This window comes from Chromobacterium subtsugae (genome assembly GCF_001676875.1).
GTDB lineage: Bacteria > Pseudomonadota > Gammaproteobacteria > Burkholderiales > Chromobacteriaceae > Chromobacterium > Chromobacterium subtsugae.
The window spans coordinates 1-18,841 of record NZ_JYKA01000004.1; the positions used below are offsets into that span (position 1 = coordinate 1).

The window sequence follows — 18,841 nt, forward strand, 5'->3', positions numbered from 1 at the left end:
GATGCTTGTGCGCCTTCTTGGCTACCGGGGCGGAAGCGTCGGCCTTGGCGGCTTGGGCTTTTTGCGCGGCGGAAGCTTCTTTCTTGGCGGCATGCTTTTTGGCGGCGTGCTTGTGAGCCTTCTTGGCTTTCGGAGCGGAAGCGTCGGCCTTGGCGGCTTGGGCTTTTTGCGCGGCCGGAGCGGAAGCGTGCTTCTTCACGCCGACTTTCTTCTTCACGACCTTCTTGGCCGGAACGGAGGCGTCAGCCTTGGCTGCCTGGGCCTTCTGGGCGGAAGCGGTGACTTTCTCGGCCTTCTTGGCGTGGTGGATCTTGGCCGGGGTTTTCTTTTCAACTTTCTTGGCGGCCGGGGCTACCTTGGCGGCCGGGGCGGAGGCCGGAACGGCTTGAGCGGCGAAACCAGCGGCGGAACTCAGGCCAAATACGGCGGACAAGGCAAGAAGGGTCAGCTTTTTCATGATTCATCTCCAGGTCGGTAACGGAGGCTTTCGGCCTTCCGGAGGCACCGTGTTTGGTGTTTCCTTGAGACGTATCCTAGCCCTGCCCCTTCCCGCCGTCTGTTAGTCGCATGTAAGGCCATGTAACGCTACGTACATGCCGCAATTTCAGTCTTTGCGCCGCGCCAGCGCGATCTGGTACACGCCACCGAACACCGTGCGCTTGCTCCAGTCGAAACGCTCCGCCTCGCGCGCGTAGGCGCGGATCTCCTGGTTCCACAGCGCCTCGGCGAACGGCTCCAGCGCGCGGTTCACCCATTTGAGCAGCCAGCCTATCGGCTGCCACGGCTGAGGCCGGTGGTAATCGACGAACAGCGCGCGGCCGCCAGGCGCCACCTGGGCCAGCATATTGTCGACGATGGCGGCCTTCATCTCCTCCGGCACCTCGTGCAGCAGGAAGAAGCTGCACACTAGGTCCTGCTTGCCGTCGGTGTGATAGCGGGCCGCGTCGGCGCGCACCACTTCGGCCTGCGGCAGGCCGGCCAGCTTGCCCGCGGCCAGTTCCACCTGGATGGGCGTGACGTCGGTCAGCGTGAAGCGGCCGGCCTCGCCGACGCGCGCGGCGGCGCGCTGCACCAGGTCGCCGTAGACGTGCGCCACCTGCCACACCCGCTCCCCGGGCCGGATTTCATCGAGATAGGCGCGCATCAGCCGCTGATCGTTGCCGAACAGCAGCGTGCGCACCACCAGCTTATGGTCCAGCAGCCTGGCCTTGCGCGGATTGACGTAGGCCCAGTCGTAGACCTCGGTCATGTAGGCGGGCACGTCCTGATAGTAGGGGTCGCCCGCGCTGGCGCGGGTATGCAATGTGGTCATGGTGGGTTACCGGCGGATGAGTGACGAAACCAGCTTAGCAAGCGGCGCGGCCCGCCGGCTTGAGCCAGGCCAAACCTTGGCCCGACCACCCGGAAGGCATATTCCATCATCGTTATAAGCGCCGGCAGCGTCCGGCGACAGCCGCCGGCCCCGCCAAAAGGAACGGCCCGGCGTCAAAGCCGGGCCGTCGCGCGTCCGTCGCCGAAGCGGAATCAGTCGGCCAGCGTCAGCACCACCGGGGTGTGGTCGGACGGGCGCTCCCACTTGCGCGGCGCCTTGTCTATCTCGCAGGACGCTGCGCGCGGCTTGAGCGCGTCGCTGACCAGGATGTGGTCGATGCGCACGCCCTTGTTGCGACGGAACATCATCTGGCGGTAGTCCCACCAGCTGTACTGCTTCTCCTCCTGGTTGAACAGGCGGAAGCTGTCGGACAGGCCCAGACCGATCAGGCGGCGGAAGGCCTCGCGTTCCGGCGTGCTGCACAGCACCTGCTCGTGCCAGCCTTCGGGGTCGTAGACGTCGCGGTCTTCCGGCGCGATATTGTAATCGCCCAGCAAGAGCAGCTGCGGATGCGCGGCCAGCTCGGCGGCGACATGGCCTTCCAGCTTGGACAGCCATTCCAGCTTGTACGGGTACTTGGGCGAGTCCACCGCCTCGCCGTTGACGAAATAGGCGCAGATCGTGCGCACGCCGGCGATGGTGGCGGTGATGACGCGGCGCTGCTCGTCGCCGTAGCCGGGAATGCCGGACACCACGTCCTCGATCTCCAGCGGCGCCTTGGCCAGGATGGCCACGCCGTTGTAGGTTTTCTGGCCGAACCAGACCGCGCGGTAGCCAGCGGCTTCGATCTCGGCCAGCGGGAAGACGTCCTGGTCCATCTTCAGCTCCTGCAGGCACAGCACTTCCACGCCGGTATCGGCCAGCCATTGGATCACCTGCGGCAGGCGGACTTTCAGGGAATTGACGTTCCAGGTGGCAAAGCGCATCGGCGGGTTCTCCGGAAAGGGACTAAAGGCCGACACCATAGCAGCAGCGCGGCCGGCTGTGCAGGGTTCGGCGCATAAAAAAACGCCCCCGCATGCCGCGGAGGCGTGTAATAGACACTTATCACTACCCCTGATACGCGTCTGGCTCGCTTGCTGCTCCGGAAGACAACCCTGAGCAAGTGATTAGAGCCAGCGCGGCGCCGGGGAGTTCCGGAAGTTTCCGATTTTTTTACGCGGCGTCCGCCACCATGCCGGAATGGCGCAGCAGCGCGTCGATTTCGGGGTCGCGGCCGCGGAAGGCGCGGAACGACTCCAGCGCCGGACGGCTGCCGCCGACCGCCAGAATCTCGTTCCAGAAGCGCTTGCCGGTCTCGGCGTCGGCGCCGCCCACTTCCTCGAACGCGGCGTAGGCGTCGGCCGACAGCACCTCGGCCCACTTATAGCTGTAATAGCCCGCCGCGTAGCCGCCGGCGAAGATGTGGCTGAAGCTGTTGGGGAAGCGGTTGTAGGCCGGCGGGATGTTCACCGCCACCTCGGCGCGCACTTCGGCCAGCAGCTGCAGCCAGTCGCCGCGCTCGGCGTCGAAGTTGCTGTACAGCGTCAGGTCGAACAGCGCGAATTCCAGCTGGCGCACGGTGGCCATGCCGCTCTGGAAGTTCTTGGCTGCCAGCATCTTGTCGAACAGCGCGCGCGGCAGCGTCGCGCCGGTTTCGGCATGCGCGGTCATGCCCTGCAGCACGTCCCATTCCCAGGCGAAGTTTTCCAGGAACTGGCTGGGCAGCTCCACCGCGTCCCATTCCACGCCGTTGATGCCGGACACGCCCAGCTCGTCGACGCGGGTCAGCATGTGGTGCAGGCCGTGGCCGAACTCATGGAACAGCGTGATGACTTCGTCGTGGGTGAACAGCGCCGGCTTGTCGCCGACCGGGCGGGTGAAGTTGCAGGTCAGGTAGGCTACCGGCGTCTGCAGCGCGTCGCCCTTCAGGCGGCGGCCGCGGGCGTCGTCCATCCAGGCGCCGGAACGCTTGCCGTCGCGGGCGTAGAGGTCGAAATAGAAGCTGCCCAGCAGCTCGCCGTCCTTCAGGATGTCGTAGAAGCGCACGTCCGGGTGCCAGACCGGCGCGCCGCTGTCGCGCACTTCCACGCCGAACAGCTTGTTCACCACGCCGAACAGGCCCTGCACCACCTTGGCCTCGGGGAAGTACTGCTTCACTTCCTGCTCGGAGAAGGCGTAGCGCGCCACGCGCAGCTTTTCCGCCGCGTAGGCCAGGTCCCAGGCCTGCAGCGTGTCCAGGCCCAGTTCGGACTTGGCGAAGGCTTCCAGCTCCTGGCGATCCTTCACCGCGAACGGCTTGGCCTTGGCGGCCAGGTCGCGCAGGAAGGCGATCACCTGTTCCGGGCTTTCCGCCATCTTGGTGAACAGCGACAGCTCGGCGAAATTGGCGAAGCCCAGCAGCTGCGCCTCTTCGCGCGCCAGCTGCAGCTTTTCGCGGATGATGGGGCCGTTGTCGCGCTCGGCGGGGCCGAATTCGGACGCGCGCTGCACGTAGGCCTGGTACAGCTTCTCGCGCAGCGCGCGGTTGTCGGCGTACTGCAGCACCGGGAAGTAGAACGGGAACTGCAGCGTGATCTTGTAGCCCGGCTTGCCGTCGCCCTCGGCCGCGGCGGCGAACAGCTCCAGCGCGTCTTCCGGCACGCCGGCCAGCTCGGCCTTGTCGTCGAGATAAAGGGTGAAGGCGTCGGTGGCGTCCAGCACGTTCTGCTCGAATTTGGCGGACAGCTCGGCCAGGCGGGTCTGGATCGCGGCGAAGCGCTCTTTGGCCGCGTCGTCCAGTTCTGCGCCGGACAGGCGGAAGTCGCGCAGATCGTTTTCCACTATCTTCTTGCGCGCCGCGCCGTACGACGCGTACTCGCCGCCGCCGGCCAGCGCCTTGAAGCGGGCGAACAGGTCCAGGTTCTGCCCCATCTCGGTCCAGAATTCGGAAATGCGCGGGATGTTGGCGTTGTAGGCCTCGCGCAGCTCCGGCGTATTCACCACCGCGTTCAGGTGCCCCACCACGCCCCAGGCGCGCGACAGGCGCTCGGTGGCGTCGGTCAGCGGCGACACGAAGCTGTCCCAGCCCGGCTCGCCCGGCTCCGCCGTCAGCCTGGCCACCGCGGCGCGCGCTTCCTCAAGCAGCGTCTCGATCGCCGGTCCGATGTGCTCGGGGCGGATTTCGGCAAAACGCGGCAGACCGGAAAAATCGAGTAGGGGGTTCTGGCTCATGGCTTCAACGTCCTGTTTGGTGAGGCTGATATGATAGGGGAATTTGCGCGCCGCCGGGCGGCGCCGGCACAATTCGGTCATGACCGAGATGAGGACAAAACGATGAAAAGCAATATCCGCCCGTACGACGGCCACCATCCCGACATCGCCGCCGGCTGTTACATCGACCCTGCCGCGGTGGTCATCGGCGAAGTGGCGCTGGAGAAGGGTGCCTCCGTCTGGCCGTGCGCGGTGCTGCGCGGCGACGTCAACCATATCCGCGTCGGCGAAAACAGCAATGTGCAGGACCACGCCATGCTGCATGTCAGCCACAAGACGGCGTCCGACCCGGCCGGCGCGCCGCTGATCATCGGCAAGCATGTCACCATCGGCCACCATGTGACGCTGCACGGCTGCACCATAGGCGACGAAGTGCTGATCGGCATCGGCAGCATCGTGCTGGACCGCGCGGTGATCGAGGACCGGGTGCTGATCGGCGCCGGCAGCCTGGTGCCGCCGGGCAAGCGGCTGGCGTCCGGCTACCTGTACCTGGGCAATCCGGTGAAGCAGGCGCGGCCGCTTACCGACAAGGAACTGGCCTACTTCAAGTACTCCGCCGAGCACTATCTGCGCGTGGCCGACAAGCACAAAGCCAATCTGGAGGACTGAGCCATGCATCCGACACCCCAGGCGCATGACGCCGAAGAGCTGGAATACGTGGGTTTCTGGCTGCGCGCGCTGGCGTCGCTGGTCGACACCGCGCTGCTCTTGATCGCCTCGCTGCCGCTATGGTGGCTGCTGGAGCCGAAGGCAGCGCCGGAACCGGCCGCCGGGACGCTGGATTTCTCCACGCTGCTCGGCATCGGCGGCCTGGGCGACATCCTGACCAACTACCTGCTGCCGGCGCTGGCGGTGATCCTGTTCTGGCTCTACAAAAGCGCCACGCCGGGCAAGATGATGCTGGGCGCGCGGGTGGTGGACGCCGACAGCGGCCAGGCGCTGAAGCCCGGCCAGGCGGTGCTGCGCTACCTCGGCTATTTCGCCGCCGCCATTCCGTTCTGCGTCGGGCTGATCTGGGTGGGGCTGGACCCGCGCAAGCAAGGCTGGCACGACAAGCTGGCGCGCACGGTGGTGGTGCGGCCCAAGCGCCGGGTGGAAGCCGTCTCCTTCCAGCCGCCGCGCTGAGCGTCAGCGCGGCGCCGGGGCGGGCGCAGCGAAGCGAACCTGCGTATCCGCGCCGCGCGCCGCCGCCGGCAGGCGGAACCAGGCCAAAGCCTGGTTGAGCCCGCTGGCCGACGCCGCCAGCTGCAGCATCAGCGGCTCCGCCTGCCCCATCTGGCTTTCGATGTCGTGCGCCAGGCTGGCAAGCTCGTGGCCATGCTGGCGGATGCTGCCGCCGGCGCGGCTTTGCCGCTCGCGCGCGTCGCTAATGTCCTCCATCAAGCCGGCCAGGCCGGACAGCGCGCCGTCCACCGTATCCAGCGCCTGCTCCAAGGCCAGCTGCGCATCCTGGCTGTCGCGGCTGGCGCTGCCGGCGGCGGCGATCGCCTCGCCCAGCGCGCCCTGCGCGCGCTCCATCTGCCGCAGGCTGTCGAAAATGCCGCTGGTGGCCGCCGCCGTCCGCTCCGACAGCTTGCGCACCTCGTCCGCCACCACCGCGAAGCCGCGGCCGGCCTCGCCGGCCCGCGCCGCTTCTATCGCCGCGTTCAGCGCCAAGAGATTGGTCTGGTCGGCCACCTCGCGGATCAGCGCGCTGATCTGGCCGATGGCGCCCACCGCCCGCCCCAGCTCGCGCATCTCGCGGGTGGCGGTATCGATGCGTTCGGCCAAGCGCTGCATGGTGGCGACATTGCGTCCGCCCAGCTCGCGCGCGCCGCCGGTGACCGCCGCGGCGCTGCGCGAACTGTCCTGCGCCGCTTCGACATGCTGCGCCACCCTTTCGGCGTGGCCGGCGATCTCGCCCGCCGCCTCGTTGCTCAGCCGGCTTTTCTGCGTCTGCTGCCGGCTGGCGTCGGCGCTCTGCCGCGTCAGCAGCTGCAGGCGCTGGCTGTCGCGCAGATTGTCGCCGGCATGCCGCCGCACCTCGTCCAGCAGCCCGGCCAGTCGGTCCAGGAAACGGTTGATGCGCGCAGCGGCATGGGCCAGCTCGTCGCCGCCGCTATCCGGCAGCCGCACGCCCAGATTGCCCTCGCTCAGCGCGTCGGCGGCCCTGGCCATCGCGCCCAGATGGCGCTTGAGCCGGCGCGCCAGCGTCAGCTGGATCAGCACCACCAGCGCGCTGGCCAAGGCCAGCGGTCCCAGGATCAGCGGCGCGAGCCAAGATAGCGCGGCCGCCAGCTCGGCTTTCTCGCGCCGCAGCTCGCCGTCGCGCCTGGCCACCTGGCTGTCGATCTGCGCCGCCAGCGGCGCCAGGTCCTGCTGATATGCCTGCTCCGGTATCGACAGCGCGTCCTGCGGCGCGGTTTCGGCGATATGGATGGCGCTGGCCAGGTTGCGGACGTAAGCCTGCCAGTGGCCGCGCAACGCCGCGCCTAAGGCCTGGCCGTCGGCCGCCGGCAAGTTGGACTGGATATCCCGTTGCAAATCAGCGACTTGCCGCTGCGCCGCCTGCAAGCGCAAACCGGTTTCCGGCAGCAGGGGATCGGCGCGCGCGAACGACAGCGCGATGGCCTTGAGCTGCTGCAAATCGCTGGCCAGTTGCTGCAGGCGGTTGTAGTTGTCGACATGGCGGGTGAAAGCATATAGCTGCTGCCCGGTGACCGATATCACCAGCGCCAAGCTGGCGAGGGTAAAGGCGATGGTCAGCCACAAGCGTTTGATCAGAGACATGGCGGGTACTGCGTGAGACTTCGGGGACCCCATCGTAGCCGCCATTGATGACACAAAGATTTCAAGACATATAAGTTGTAGCAAAAATTGTTCACATTACGTTACAATCCGCGCACCCGAAAATTCGGGTCGATATGTCGGACAAAATTCAGAGAAACGCCCGCAGTCGGGGGCAACATCATGATTTCCGTCGTCGGCCGCTGCCGGCCGTTTCGACCCCCCAGGCCGCTGCGGCGCTTCCGCCGACGCGGTCCGCCTGCCCAGCAGGCAGGCGCGATTTACATAAGACCGGGCCCACCCGGCTATGTGGGCAACCTCCTCCGGACACGTCTGGCGCGTGCGCGCCGCCCCGGCAGAGTCGTTGCCCGTCATCGTTCAAATGACAGGAGATTCGCCCTTGCAACAACAACACTCCCGCCACATCGGCCCGGTTGCGCTGATGCTGACCGGCCTGGGTTCCATCATCGGTTCCGGCTGGCTGTTCGGCGCCGCCCACGCCGCGCAGATCGCCGGCCCGGCCGCCATCGTCGCCTGGATCGTCGGCATGGTGATCATTCTTTCGATCGCGCTGAGCTACGCCGAACTGGGCGCCATGTTCCCCGAATCCGGCGGCATGGTGCGCTACGCCCGCTACTCGCATGGCTCGCTGCTGGGCTTCATCGCCGCCTGGGCCAACTGGATCGCCATCGTGTCGGTGATTCCGATCGAAGCCGAAGCCTCGGTGCAGTACATGAGCACCTGGCCCTACGAATGGGCGCACAACCTGTACCGCAACGGCGAGCTGAGCACCATCGGCCTGTCCTTCGCCGCGGTGCTGGTGATCGCCTACTTCCTGCTCAACTACTGGGGCGTCAAGCTGTTCGCCAAGGCCAACAGCGCCATCACCATCTTCAAGGTGATCGTGCCGGCGGTGACGGTGGGCGCGCTGGTTTACAGCGGCTTCCACTCGGAAAACCTGAACAACCCGGCGCTCGGCGGCTTCGCGCCGTTCGGCTGGGCCAGCGTGATGACCGCGGTGGCCACCAGCGGCATCGTGTTCAGCTTCAACGGCTTCCAGAGCCCGATCAACCTGGCCGGCGAAGCCCGCAATCCGGGCAAGAGCGTGCCCTTCGGCGTGGTCGGCTCCATCCTTCTGGCCGCGGTGATCTACGTCGCGCTGCAAGTGGCCTTCCTCGGCGCGCTGTCGCCGGCGGAACTGGTTCACGGCTGGAAGGGCCTGGACTTCAGCTCGCCGTTCGCCCAGCTGGCGATGGCGCTGGGCCTGAACTGGCTGATGATGACCCTGTATTTCGACGCCTTCGTCAGCCCCAGCGGCACCGGCGCCACCTATATGGCGTCCACCTCGCGGATGATCTACGGCATGCAGCGCAACGGCACCATGCCGGCCATCTTCGGCCGCATCCACCCGCTGTACCGCATCCCGCGTCCGGCGATGTGGTTCAACCTGGCGGTGTCCTTCGTATTCCTGTTCTTCTTCCGCGGCTGGGGCACGCTGGCGGCGGTGATCTCGGTGGCGACCGTGATCTCCTACCTGACCGGCCCGATCAGCGCCGCCGCGCTGCGCCGCTGCGCGCCGGACCTACCGCGCCCGCTGCGCCTGGCCGGCCTGAACATCGTCGCGCCGTTCGCCTTCGTCTGCGCCTCGCTGGTGCTGTACTGGGCGCGCTGGCCGCTGACCGGCCAGATCCTGTTCCTGATCGTGGCCGCGCTGCCGGTCTACATCTGGTACCAGGCCAAGGCCGGCTGGCCGGAATTCTCCCGCGAGCTGAAGGGCGCGATGTGGATGGTGCTCTACCTGCCGACGATGGCGCTGCTGTCCTGGATCGGCAGCACCGACTTCGGCGGCCTCGGCATCCTGCCGTACGGCGTGGACATGGCTGTGGTGGCCGCCGCTTCGCTGGGCTTCTACTTCTGGGGCGTCAACAGCGGCTGGTACACCCGCTACCTTCGCGACGAGCACGATCCCAAGCTGGTGGAGGCGATGCAGGCGGAAAACCAGCCGTCCGGCAAGCCCGCCGTCCAGCGCGGCTGATCCCGCGGGCCTCGCCCATGAAAAAAGCCGCCCTCCCGGGCGGCTTTTTCTTTTGCCAGAAGCCGACGCTTACAGCGCGGCCAACGCGGCGGCGTAGTCCGGCTCGTCGGCGATCTCGCCCACCAGCTGGCTATGCAGCACCTTGTTGTCGGCATCCAGCACCACCACCGCGCGCGCGGTCAGGCCGGCCAGCGGGCCGGAGGCCAGCTTGACGCCGTAGGCTTCGGCGAAGGCCGGATTGCGGAAGGTGGACAGGTTCACCACGCCCTCGATGCCTTCGGCGCCGCAGAAGCGTTTTTGCGCGAACGGCAGGTCGGCCGAGATGCACAGCACCACGGCGTCGGCCAGGCCGGCGGCCTTCTCGTTGAACTTGCGCACCGACATCGCGCAGGTGGGGGTATCCACGCTCGGGAAGATGTTGAGGATCTTGCGCTTGCCGGCGTAGGTATCCAGCGTCACTTCCGCCAGGTCGCCGCCGGTCAGTTGCAGCGCCGGCGCCGCGGCGCCTTTGGCCGGCAGCGCGCCCGCCACTTCCACCGGATTGCCGCGCAGGGTAACAGTTGCCATGTCTCAGTCCTTTTCAGGGTTGGGGATGGCGCTAGTGTGGGGCAAAGCCGGCGGAATGCAACCCCATGCCCGATATGGTTGCCGTGGATACCGCCCGGCCGCCGACCATCCCCACCCGCACTAAATGCCCAACTGGCCTAAATGGCGGCGAAAAATAAAACCATTCGTTATATAAAGAGCGGGTGACGCCGCTACCGTGGCGCCACGGCAAGCAAATGGGATGCGCGCTTACCGGCGCCATCAACCGTCATCCGATTTCACAGGAGTCCACATCATGGCTAACCAACTGGATCGCGATCAAAAGGCCGGCTTGTTCATCGTCAGCTACAACGTTTTCAAACCGGGCGTAGACGGCGGCTACAAGCTGCAGTTGAAGCTGTCGGTTTATCCGCCGTCTCGCCGCGTCAGCGGCGAGGCCGTCATCACCCACGCCACCGCCCAACCGCTGGTATTCAAGAGCCCGGTGCAAGGCCATTACGAGGAAAACGGCAGCAATATCGAGCTGTTCCTCTTCGGCCACCAGCTGCCGCAGGCCCAAGGCCAGCATCCGCAGCAGCAAGCGCACGCGCCGCTGGGCGAAGACTTCCACTTCGACGGCCAGCTGAAGGGCGGCTGGCAGGCCGACGCCGGCTCCAAGGCCCGCTACGCCTTCCTGCAAAACGGCCACTGGACCGAAGTGAGCGGCCAGGACATCCATTTGTCCGATGAGCTGCGCCACGCCGCGAAGTCGCTGAACCTGCGCTAAGCGCCGCAGGCCATCGCGCCGACCGCCAGCGCCTCCGGGCCTGGCGGTTTGCCCATTTTCGCCGCCGGCCTGTCCGTACTGCCATGCCCGGCGGCGCAATGCCGCCAACCGTGCTTGCATGCTGGATTAATATGCTTTTGCAGGCCGCGCCGCCGAGCGGGGCGCGGCTCCGCCCACCTCATCAGGGAGAATTCAGATGCAAGACTCGCCCATCGTCCGCGCGCAGCCGGAACTGGATCGCCGCGGCTTTCTGCTGGCCGCGGCCGGCAGCCTGGCCGCCATCGCGCTGCCCGCGTGGTCGCCGCGCGCCCGCGCCTCCTCCGCGCACGCGCTGCCGCCGCTGCCCTACGCCGACAACGCGCTGGAGCCGGTGATCTCGGCGCGCACCATAGGCTTCCACTACGGCAAGCATCACAAGGCCTATCTCGACAACCTGGCCAAACTGACAGCCGGCCGCGACTACGCCGATCTGTCGCTGGAAGACATCATCGCCCGCTCGGCCAAGCAAGCCGGCGACGCCGCCATCTTCAACAATGCCTCCCAGCTATGGAACCACACTTTCTACTGGAACAGCATGCGGCCCAAGGCCGGTGGAGCGCCGCCGCAGGCGCTGCGCGAGCGGATCGAGGCGTCGTTCGGCAGCGTGGATGCCTGTAAACAACAGCTGGCCGGCGCCGCCATCTCGCAGTTCGGCAGCGGCTGGGCCTGGCTGGTTCAGGACGGCGACAAGCTGCGCGTGGTGAAGACCGCCAACGCCGACACCCCGGCCACCGCCGGCCTGACGCCGCTGCTGAACGTCGACGTCTGGGAACACGCCTACTACCTGGACTACCAGAACCGCCGCGCCGATTACGTCAACGCGGTGCTGGACAAGCTGGTCAACTGGGAATTCGCGCAACAGAACCTGAAAGCCTGACCACCCTCACAACTGGTCGTAGACGCCGCCCAGCGCGCGCAGCACCGCGGCGGCGGCGTCCAGCGACCGCTCGTCCATATCGCGCAGCGCGCGCTCCAGCACCTCGGCCAGCAAACGCTCGCGCTCGCGATGGCGCGCCAGGCCCAGTTCGGTCAGTTGCACCAGCACCGAACGCTTGTCCAGCAAGGACTTCGCCTTCTCCACATAGCCCTGCTCGCTCAGGCCGTTCACCAACTGGGTGACCCCGGCGCCGGTGGTCTCGGTCAGTTCGGCCAGCCGCGCCACCGGCAGCGCCCCCTCCTCGGCCAATATCCGCAGCACTCTGGCATGCGACAGCGACAACGCGCCGGCCTGGCGCGTGGCGCGGCCGCGCAGCCGCGCGTCGGCGGCGCTCAGGCTGTAGGCGGCGCGGCTGAGACGCGCCAGCGCCTGGCGGCGGGCGTCTTCGGCCGCGCTGGACGCAGCGTCCCCTTGGGGCTTGGTTGACATGGGTTCCGGCTCCGCAATAATATAACTAAGTACTTAGTTATTTTTTGGTACGATCAATATACGAGGTGAAAATTATGTCACGTTCAGAAGCGCAAAGCTGGTCGCTGGACATCGCGCTGGCCCAAGGCGGTTTCGACGCCCTGCACCCGGAAGGCAAGAACACCCTGCTGCAGCTGGGCCACGACCCGGCGGATTTCGACGCGGTGTTCGCGCAGGTGAAAAGCGGCGCGATGCTGCCCAAGGCCTGGGCGGAAGTGGCCGCCCGCGCCGAACGGCGCGCCGCCCACTACGAGCGCGACGGCTACCGCCGCACCGCCGCCGACCTCTATCTGCGCGCCGCGGTGATGTGGGGCCGCGCCCAGTACTCGATCTTCGATGCCGCCGATCCGCGCAAGCTTGCCTTGCGCGCGCGCTGCAATCATTGCGTGGAGCGCATCGGCGAGCTGCGCGGGGGCCGAGTGCGGCGGGTGGAAATTCCATTCGAGGGCGGCGTCATCCACGCCTTGCTGCACCTGCCCGACGGCGAAGTCCGCCAGGCGGCGGCGGTGATCCTCGGCCCCGGCATGGACATGATCAAGGAAGACTATCTGTACGCCGCCGAGCGCTATTACACCTCGCGCGGCATGGTGGCGCTGTCGATAGAAGGCCCCGGCCAGGGCGAAAGCCGCGCCGGCGGCCTGACCGTCACCCTGGATAACTATGAGCGGGCGCTGGAAGCCTACGCCGGCTACCTGGCTGGCCTGCCCGAAGTGGACGCCGGCCGCATCGGCATGTTCGGCATCAGCATGAGCGGCTATTGGGGACTGCGCGCGGCCGCCGGCCGCACCCGGCTGGCCGCGCTGGCCGCCTACGAGCCGGTGTGCGGCGACTTCCTCACCATCTTCGAACGCGCCCAACCCAGCTTCAAGAAAAACTACATGTATATGAGCGGCTATCAGGAGGAAGCCCGCTTCGACCGCGACCTGCGCGATCAAATGCCGCTGGGCGCGCTGGCGGCCGACATCCGCATCCCGGTGCTGCTCGGCATCGGCGAATTCGACGAGCTGACGCCGCTGGAACAGGCACTGGCCTGCTACCAGCGCATCCGCGCGCCCAAGGAGATGCGCGTCTACGAAAACGAATTCCACCCGCTGGGCGGCGTGGCGGCCGAAGTCTTCCGCTACGGCGCGGAATGGCTGGAGCGGGCGTTGAACGGCGACCCGGCGCTGCGCGAAGCCGGCCGCGACATTCGCCACTATCTGCGCCGCGACGGCCATATCGGCGACGGCAGCGCCGCGCCGGACTGGTGGCAAGGCGCCGACCCGACCCGCCTGAGCGGAAACGGCTGACTCCGCCTCGCGCCAGGCAAAGCCCTTGCGCCTGCGCCACCGCTTGGTGCGCACGGTATTCGCCGACGATGGAGGAAGCGTGTAGCGGCCGCTAGCGGTTCACACCCCCAAGCCTATCGGCGCACGGCAGCGCTGCTCGATCTGCCGCCCGAGCGCGTTTGCCTGGTGGCGGCGCGCGATGGCGACCTGGCCGCCGCGCGCCGCTGCGGCCCCCGCACCGCCTTCGCCGCCCGGCCGCGAGCGTTCTGCCAGGAACAGACGAGCGATCCGGCGATCGGCAGGATTGGGATTGGCAGGCGGCAGATCTGCCGAAGCTGGCTGGCATGCTGGGCGGCTGAGCCGCGCAGTCCGGGCCCATGCGTGAAAAACGGGGCCGCTTTCGCCGCCCCGTTGCTGTTTACGCCTGCTCGCCGCCATCCACCCGGCGCCGCGTCTGCAGAATCGGCGGCGCCCAGGTTTCGCCGGGCCGCTTCTTGCGGGTGGCCAGGGTCAGCTCCGACGGCGCGAAGATATTGATGTTGTGGGTATTCGGCGTGGTGATCAGGTACTGCGCTTCCGTCGCCTTGAGGAAGCCGGCCACGCGGTCGATGTTGAAGATGTCGAGGTGGGCGAACGGCTCGTCGATGAAGACGAAGCCGGACGGATTGGACTCGTCCATCATCAGGCCGATCAACAGGATCAGCGACTTCATCACCTGCTGGCCGCCCGACGCCTCGCCGTCGTTCATGCCCATCATGCCCTTCTGGTCGAAGTTGAACTTCAACACCAGCCCGGCCTGCGCCAGCACCGCGTCGTCGTTGGACAGCTGCGGCAGCTCCACTTCCACCTGGATGCCGGCCAGCTCGCCCAGCCGCTTCACGTTCTGGCCGTAAGCGCGCACGGTGGCGCGCAGCTTGCCCATATAGGCGGCGCGCGCCTCCTCGGTCAGCTCGCGCGAACGATCCACCTCGCCCTGGCGGCGCTGGCGCTCGCGGTCGAGCTGGGTCAGGTCGTCCACCAGCTTGTCCTTCAGCATCAGCACCGCTTCGTCCTGCTCCCAGTCGCCGTTCTGCAAGCGCTCTTCCAGATAGCTCAGCTGATGGCGAGCGTCGGCGGCGGTGTCGAACTCGTTTTCGAGCGCGGCGACGTTGTCCGCCGCCAGCGCCGCGTCCGGCAGGCGCTCGGCCCACTCGCGCAGCTCGCCGATCAGCCGGCGCAACTGGCGGCGCGCCTGTTCCACGTCCTGCAGCTTCTGCTTGTACTTGGACAGGCTTTCCATCTCGCGCTGGCAGACGCGGTCGTGCGCCAGCCGCGCGTCGCCGTGGCGCTGGTCGGCGGCGTCCTTCTCCGCGCCGGCGTCGGCCAGCGCCGCGCCCTGGCGGGCGATCTCGGCTTCCAGCTCGGCCTTGCGCGATTCCAGCGCTGAAAACTCGTCGGCGCGGCTGTCGAGTTGACGGATGGCGTCCATGCCGCCCAGGTACTCGGCCAAGCCGGCCGCCTCGCGGGTGGCGGCCACCAGCCGCTCCTCGTCCCCCAGGATGCGCACATTCAGCGCTTTCAATTCGTCGCGCACCGCCAGCAGCCGCGACTGCCGCGCCGCCTCGCCGAACGCGTACTCGTGCGCCGGCACGCCGATGTGGCGCGCGCCGCGACGCTCGCGGAAATAGCCGTCGCGGGTGATCCAGTCTCCTTCAGCGCTAGCGCCTTCTAGTGCGTTCTCCACCCGCGTCACGCTGTTCATCTGCCGGTACAGCCATTCCGGCGCGTCGGCAGAGAAGCGCACCACTTCCAGCAGGCTGCCCTTGGCGGCGCGCGGCGGCGCGGCGCGTTCCGGCACCACGAAGTGCCGATAGCGCAGCTTTTCGCCGATTTTCCACGCCTCGCGGCGATCGGACTCCTTGTCCAGCAGCACCACGTGGCGGTAGCCGCGCAGCAAGGCCTCCACCGCGCCCTGCCAATTGGAATCCATCACCTCGACGATGTCGGACAGCATCGCGTGGGCAATGCCGGCCTCGTCCAGCGCCGCCTTGAACTGGCGCACATCCTCCGGCGAGCGGCCGCGGCCCACCTCCAGCGCCTGCAGATGCTCGGAACTGTCCTGGCGCTGCTTTTTCAGCCCGCGCAGGCCGTCCTTCAGTTGCTCCGCCTCGGCGCGCAGGGCAGAGAGCTTGTCGGCCAGCTGCGCGGCGTCGGCGCCGTACTCCTTGCCGGCCAGCGCTTGCAGCCGGTCGCGCTCCTTCAGCTGGCCCGCCACGCCGGCGTGCTCGCCCTTGGCCTTCATGAAGGCTTCCTGCGCCGCCAGCCGCACCGTTTCCGCCGCGCCGCGCGCCTCGCTGGCGCTGACCTCGGCCGCCTTCAGCTTGGCCACCAGCGCCAGGGTATCGGCATGCTCGGCGCGGGCCTGGTTCAGCACATGGTAGCCGCCGCGGTAGTCATGCCACTGCTTGCCAAACGATGACTTGGCGTCCAAATAGGCCAGCACCGGCAAGGCTTCGTCGCGCAGCCGGGCGATGCCGGTCTGCAGCTGCTTCCATTCCAGATAGCGGTTGGCGCGGTTCTTCATCGCCTCCACCCGCACCTGCAGCGCCTCTTCCTGGCGGCTCAGCGCCTCCAGCTCCAGCTCGGTGGCGCGCTGCTCGTCGCGCGCGCGCTGGTAGTTGTCCAGCACGTCCTTGTCGCCGAACACCTGGAACACCAGGTCCAGCAATTGGCGCGGGCTGTATTCGGTCAGCTTGTCGGTGTCGCCCTGCTCCAGCGCCAGCACCTCGGCCACCGCCGGGGTCAGGCCGGCGGCTTCCAGCCGGCGGCGATATTCCTGCACGCCCAGCCATTGCGCCTGGCCCTCGGCGTGCTCCAGCGCGATGTCGCCGTCCAGGATCGCGTAGTGGCGCACCCAGTCGCCGCCCTGCTTCTTGATCCGGCACAGCAGCGTCACCGACTCGGACACGATGGGGAAGAACGGCGTCGGATACAGGCCGCCGCTGGGGCGGCGCGGATTGTCGACCACACCGCGCAGATAGGCGAAGGCTTCCTTGTTGTTGCGCACATAGCGCTTGTAGTCGCGCTTGCCGGAGCATTTGATCGCCAGCAGCGTGCGCATCGCGTCGAGCAAGGTGGTCTTGCCGGAGCCATTAGGCCCGATGATGGTGACAATCTGGGCGTCCAGCGGCACGCTCAGCCGCTGCCAGAAGTCCCAATGCACCATTTCCACCGATTTCATCTGGAACATCAGCGCGCCTCCCCGTCGGCCGCGTCGTCCGGCGGCAGCTCAAACAGCGGGCCGGCCGACGCCATGTCGTCGTCCGCGCCTTCTTCTTCGATTTCGTCGTCGACTCGCTTATCCACCAACATGTCGCGGCCCTCGCGCCGCAGCAGCACGTCGGCCAGCGCGCCCTCGATGATGCGCGGCGCCAGCTGCGCGTAGTCGATCATCAAGTCCAGCATCGGCCCCTCGTCCAGCCAGCGGTTGCGGCGCACGATGAAGCCCAGGTTGACCAACCGGCCCAGATTGGCGCTGAAACGGGTGCGGCCGCCCAGCGCCTTGCCGAAGTCGGCGTACAACGCGTCCTCGGAAATGCCGGTGGACACCGTCTCGCCGGTTTCCAGCGGCTTTTGCGCGCCGAACATGTCGCTCTGGTTCTCCTTGCCGGCCTCGACGCGGGCGATCTGCCGCTCGCGCTTGGGCAGGATGATCAGCGCCCACAGGATCACCAGCAGCGCCACGCCGTCGCGCGGCAGGCCCAGATTATTGTTGAGCCAGGCGTCACCGGAGCCGAACACCGGCTCGGTCATCTCCGGCAGCAGCGCCGCGGCGATGTGCTCGGCGTACGGGTTCTCCACCAGGCGCAGGCCGACGGCGGCCAGGCTTTTGTCCAGCTCGGCGCGGAAGATGTCGTCCAGCAAGGCCTTGCGCGCCAACGCGTCGGCTCGCGGCACCACACGCTGCGCCAGCAAACGGGCGGTGAGGGTTTTGATTTCGTGTTCCATATCTTCTCTTGCCACGAACCCCACGAAAAACACGAAAATATCCAAAGAAAGATTGATTTGAAAGCTGTCTTCTTCAGCCCTCAGCGAGAGGACTAAGCATCTCGCTGAATTTGCACTTTTCGTGTCTTTCGTGGTTTTCGTGGCGAAATAAAGGGTTCAACTCTTGGGTTGCGCCGCCACCAGCCTGGCATCCGACAAAGTCGCCACCTCGGGGTGATCCATCTCTATCACCGCGTCGCCGCCCTGCAGGCTGAACGGCAGCTTGGCCAGCGCGGCGACGATGCTTTGATCGTTGCTGGTTTCCGGGTCGCCGATCAGCGACAGCAAGGACAGGCGGTACGCTGTTTCGTTGTAGCTGTCGGCCAGCACCGCCTGGCTGATGTGGGCGTCGGCCGCGCCGCTCATGCCCAGCTGCAGCAGCAGGTCGTACATCTCCTCTGCCTCCAGCAGCCGCTCCATTTCCGGCGCGTCGGCCACCGGCGCGGCTTCGCTGCCGGGCAGCACCTGCGCGCCGGCCTTGGCGCGCTCGCGGGCCAAGAGCTCGAACTCGGCCACGTCGGCCAGCTCCGGCGTGGACAGGAAGGCCGGCTCCGGACAGATGGACCAGGCGCCGGCCAGCTTGCCGGCCAGCGTGGCCGCCCCCTGGCGGCGCAGCCAATCGGCGATGTCGGTGGAGGTGAGGCCGGAATTGCCGAGGTGCACGCGCTGCGCGGCCAGTTGCGCCAGCCGGCGCTCGAAGGTGCCGGCCAAGGCCAGCATCCGGCTTTGCGCCAGCGCGATGGCCTGCGCCTGGTTCAGCACGGTCAGGCTCAGCGTGTCGTCCTGCGTCAGCCCCTTCACCACCTCGGTGGACTTGGCCACCCAGCGCCACACCGCTTCCAGCCGGTGCTGGGCGGCGCGGATGCGGAATTCGGACTGCGACTCCAGCGCCTCCTCGAATTCCGCGTACAGCTCGTTCAGCCGCGCCAGCAGATGCCGCAGCGCCTCGTCGGACACCTGGCCCACCGCCTGGCCGGCCGCCACCTGGCTAGCCAGATAGCCCAGCTCGACGTCGTCGCCGGAAAAATCGATCAGGGTAGCCAGCGCCGCCAGCGCCACGCGCGCGCCCTCGGACAGCTGGTAGACGCCGCCGTCGCTGTCGTAGACCAGCAACTCGCCCTCGCGCAAACGCCCCAGAATGGTGGCCAGTTTGGTATCGTTAAGATAAGAGAAGCGCCGGGCGATTTCCTGCGGCGTCCACAACGGCGCCTCGGCGCGGCCGCCCAGTTCGCGCAGCACCAGGAGGCGCATCAGCACCTCTTCGTCGCCGCCGCGGAACAGCGTGACGAACACCGACAGGTAGGACCAGGCGCCCTGCAGCCGCGATACCGCCTGCAACGAGCCGGGCTCGATGCCGGGCTGGAAGAAATCGGACAGTGAATCCAAG

Annotated in this window: 16 protein-coding genes; 6 read left to right on the forward strand and 10 right to left on the reverse strand. The window is 67.3% G+C overall.

Features of this window, described 5'->3' with window-relative positions; all coding sequences use genetic code 11:
• The 4 genes from MY55_RS05745 to MY55_RS05760 form a co-directional block, all read right to left on the reverse strand.
• Positions 1-457 (reverse strand): hypothetical protein (locus MY55_RS05745; protein WP_065202098.1); only part of this gene is annotated, 457 nt, incomplete at its 3' end.
• A gap of 147 nt (positions 458-604) precedes the next feature.
• Positions 605-1,312, reverse strand: coding sequence for a rhodoquinone biosynthesis methyltransferase RquA (rquA, locus tag MY55_RS05750; protein ID WP_047237967.1), 708 nt, complete (start codon positions 1,310-1,312; stop codon positions 605-607).
• A gap of 212 nt (positions 1,313-1,524) precedes the next feature.
• Positions 1,525-2,298: an exodeoxyribonuclease III gene (gene xth, locus MY55_RS05755; protein WP_043577048.1), complete on the reverse strand. Its 774-nt coding sequence runs from the start codon at positions 2,296-2,298 to the stop codon at positions 1,525-1,527.
• A gap of 229 nt (positions 2,299-2,527) precedes the next feature.
• Entirely contained in the window at positions 2,528-4,564 is a 2,037-nt protein-coding gene (locus MY55_RS05760; protein ID WP_043577225.1) for a M3 family metallopeptidase, read from the reverse strand.
• Between the two features lie 102 nt (positions 4,565-4,666).
• Here MY55_RS05760 and MY55_RS05765 point away from each other — a divergent pair, with 102 nt between their 5' ends.
• A complete protein-coding gene (locus tag MY55_RS05765; protein WP_043577045.1) occupies positions 4,667-5,212 on the forward strand; it encodes a gamma carbonic anhydrase family protein in 546 nt (181 codons plus the stop codon).
• Positions 5,213-5,215: 3 nt separating this feature from the next.
• Positions 5,216-5,728: an RDD family protein gene (locus MY55_RS05770; protein WP_043577043.1), complete on the forward strand. Its 513-nt coding sequence runs from the start codon at positions 5,216-5,218 to the stop codon at positions 5,726-5,728.
• Between the two features lie 3 nt (positions 5,729-5,731).
• Here the strand turns inward: MY55_RS05770 and MY55_RS24425 are convergent, their stop codons facing one another.
• Positions 5,732-7,372: a methyl-accepting chemotaxis protein gene (locus MY55_RS24425; RefSeq protein WP_052258133.1), complete on the reverse strand. Its 1,641-nt coding sequence runs from the start codon at positions 7,370-7,372 to the stop codon at positions 5,732-5,734.
• A gap of 397 nt (positions 7,373-7,769) precedes the next feature.
• On the opposite strand from MY55_RS24425, the gene MY55_RS05780 reads away from it, so the two are divergent.
• Positions 7,770-9,404, forward strand: a complete 1,635-nt coding sequence (locus MY55_RS05780) for an APC family permease (RefSeq protein WP_043577041.1) — start codon at positions 7,770-7,772, stop codon at positions 9,402-9,404.
• Between the two features lie 69 nt (positions 9,405-9,473).
• Here MY55_RS05780 and tpx read toward each other — a convergent pair whose 3' ends face one another.
• Positions 9,474-9,971 (reverse strand): thiol peroxidase, encoded by a 498-nt coding sequence (tpx, locus tag MY55_RS05785; RefSeq protein WP_043577039.1) that lies wholly within the window; start codon positions 9,969-9,971, stop codon positions 9,474-9,476.
• Between the two features lie 274 nt (positions 9,972-10,245).
• Here tpx and MY55_RS05790 point away from each other — a divergent pair, with 274 nt between their 5' ends.
• Both MY55_RS05790 and MY55_RS05795 read left to right on the forward strand, forming a co-directional pair.
• Positions 10,246-10,716: a DUF1842 domain-containing protein gene (locus MY55_RS05790; RefSeq protein WP_052258131.1), complete on the forward strand. Its 471-nt coding sequence runs from the start codon at positions 10,246-10,248 to the stop codon at positions 10,714-10,716.
• A 196-nt stretch (positions 10,717-10,912) separates the two neighbouring features.
• Positions 10,913-11,632, forward strand: a complete 720-nt coding sequence (locus MY55_RS05795; RefSeq protein ID WP_080509499.1) for a superoxide dismutase — start codon at positions 10,913-10,915, stop codon at positions 11,630-11,632.
• 6 nt (positions 11,633-11,638) lie between these two features.
• On the opposite strand, the gene MY55_RS05800 is transcribed toward MY55_RS05795, so the two are convergent.
• Positions 11,639-12,121 (reverse strand): MarR family winged helix-turn-helix transcriptional regulator, encoded by a 483-nt coding sequence (locus MY55_RS05800; RefSeq protein ID WP_047237966.1) that lies wholly within the window; start codon positions 12,119-12,121, stop codon positions 11,639-11,641.
• 74 nt (positions 12,122-12,195) lie between these two features.
• Between MY55_RS05800 and MY55_RS05805 the strand changes: the two genes are divergently transcribed.
• Positions 12,196-13,449, forward strand: coding sequence for an alpha/beta hydrolase (locus MY55_RS05805; RefSeq protein WP_208856024.1), 1,254 nt, complete (start codon positions 12,196-12,198; stop codon positions 13,447-13,449).
• A 397-nt stretch (positions 13,450-13,846) separates the two neighbouring features.
• On the opposite strand, the gene MY55_RS05810 is transcribed toward MY55_RS05805, so the two are convergent.
• The 3 genes from MY55_RS05810 to MY55_RS05820 all read right to left on the reverse strand — a co-directional run bounded on the left by MY55_RS05810 (position 13,847) and on the right by MY55_RS05820 (position 18,840).
• Entirely contained in the window at positions 13,847-16,657 is a 2,811-nt protein-coding gene (locus MY55_RS05810) for an ATP-binding protein (protein WP_065202099.1), read from the reverse strand.
• Complete coding sequence (locus MY55_RS05815; RefSeq protein WP_065202100.1) at positions 16,657-17,415, reverse strand: hypothetical protein; 759 nt, start codon at positions 17,413-17,415, stop codon at positions 16,657-16,659. The genes MY55_RS05810 and MY55_RS05815 overlap by 1 nt, the downstream gene beginning before the upstream one ends.
• 156 nt (positions 17,416-17,571) lie before the next feature.
• A complete protein-coding gene (locus MY55_RS05820; RefSeq protein ID WP_236686485.1) occupies positions 17,572-18,840 on the reverse strand; it encodes a hypothetical protein in 1,269 nt (422 codons plus the stop codon).
• Position 18,841: the final 1 nt, after the last annotated feature.